Source organism: Telluria sp. AZSoR62 (genome assembly GCF_058111565.1).
Window position 1 is genome coordinate 1 of sequence record NZ_JBYTST010000465.1, and the last position, 250, is coordinate 250.

1 protein-coding gene is annotated in these 250 nt (G+C 59.2%); it reads right to left on the reverse strand.

The annotated features are described in order from the left end of the window. Nucleotides 1–250, reverse strand: a 250-nt coding sequence (locus tag AC3XQU_RS24430) for an acyl-CoA dehydrogenase family protein (RefSeq protein ID WP_489876701.1), incomplete at both ends; no start/stop codon positions are given.

Here is a 250-nt window from a genome sequence, read left to right on the forward strand (position 1 = left end):
TGTGTTCAAATGCACCTGCATGCCGCCGAGAGTAGCTGCCGCATAACCAGTCTCCTCGATCACTATGGCGTTGAAGAGGAAGCTGTCGATCCCTCCGCCGCCGAAGACTTCGGGGATTTGGAGACCGTTGATTCCGATGTCAGCGGTCTTGTGAAACAGCTCGCGAGGTACAACACCGGCGGCCTCCCACTCGGGAAGATTCGGCACCACCTCTTTGCCGATGAACTGGCGGACGACGTCCCGGAAGGCG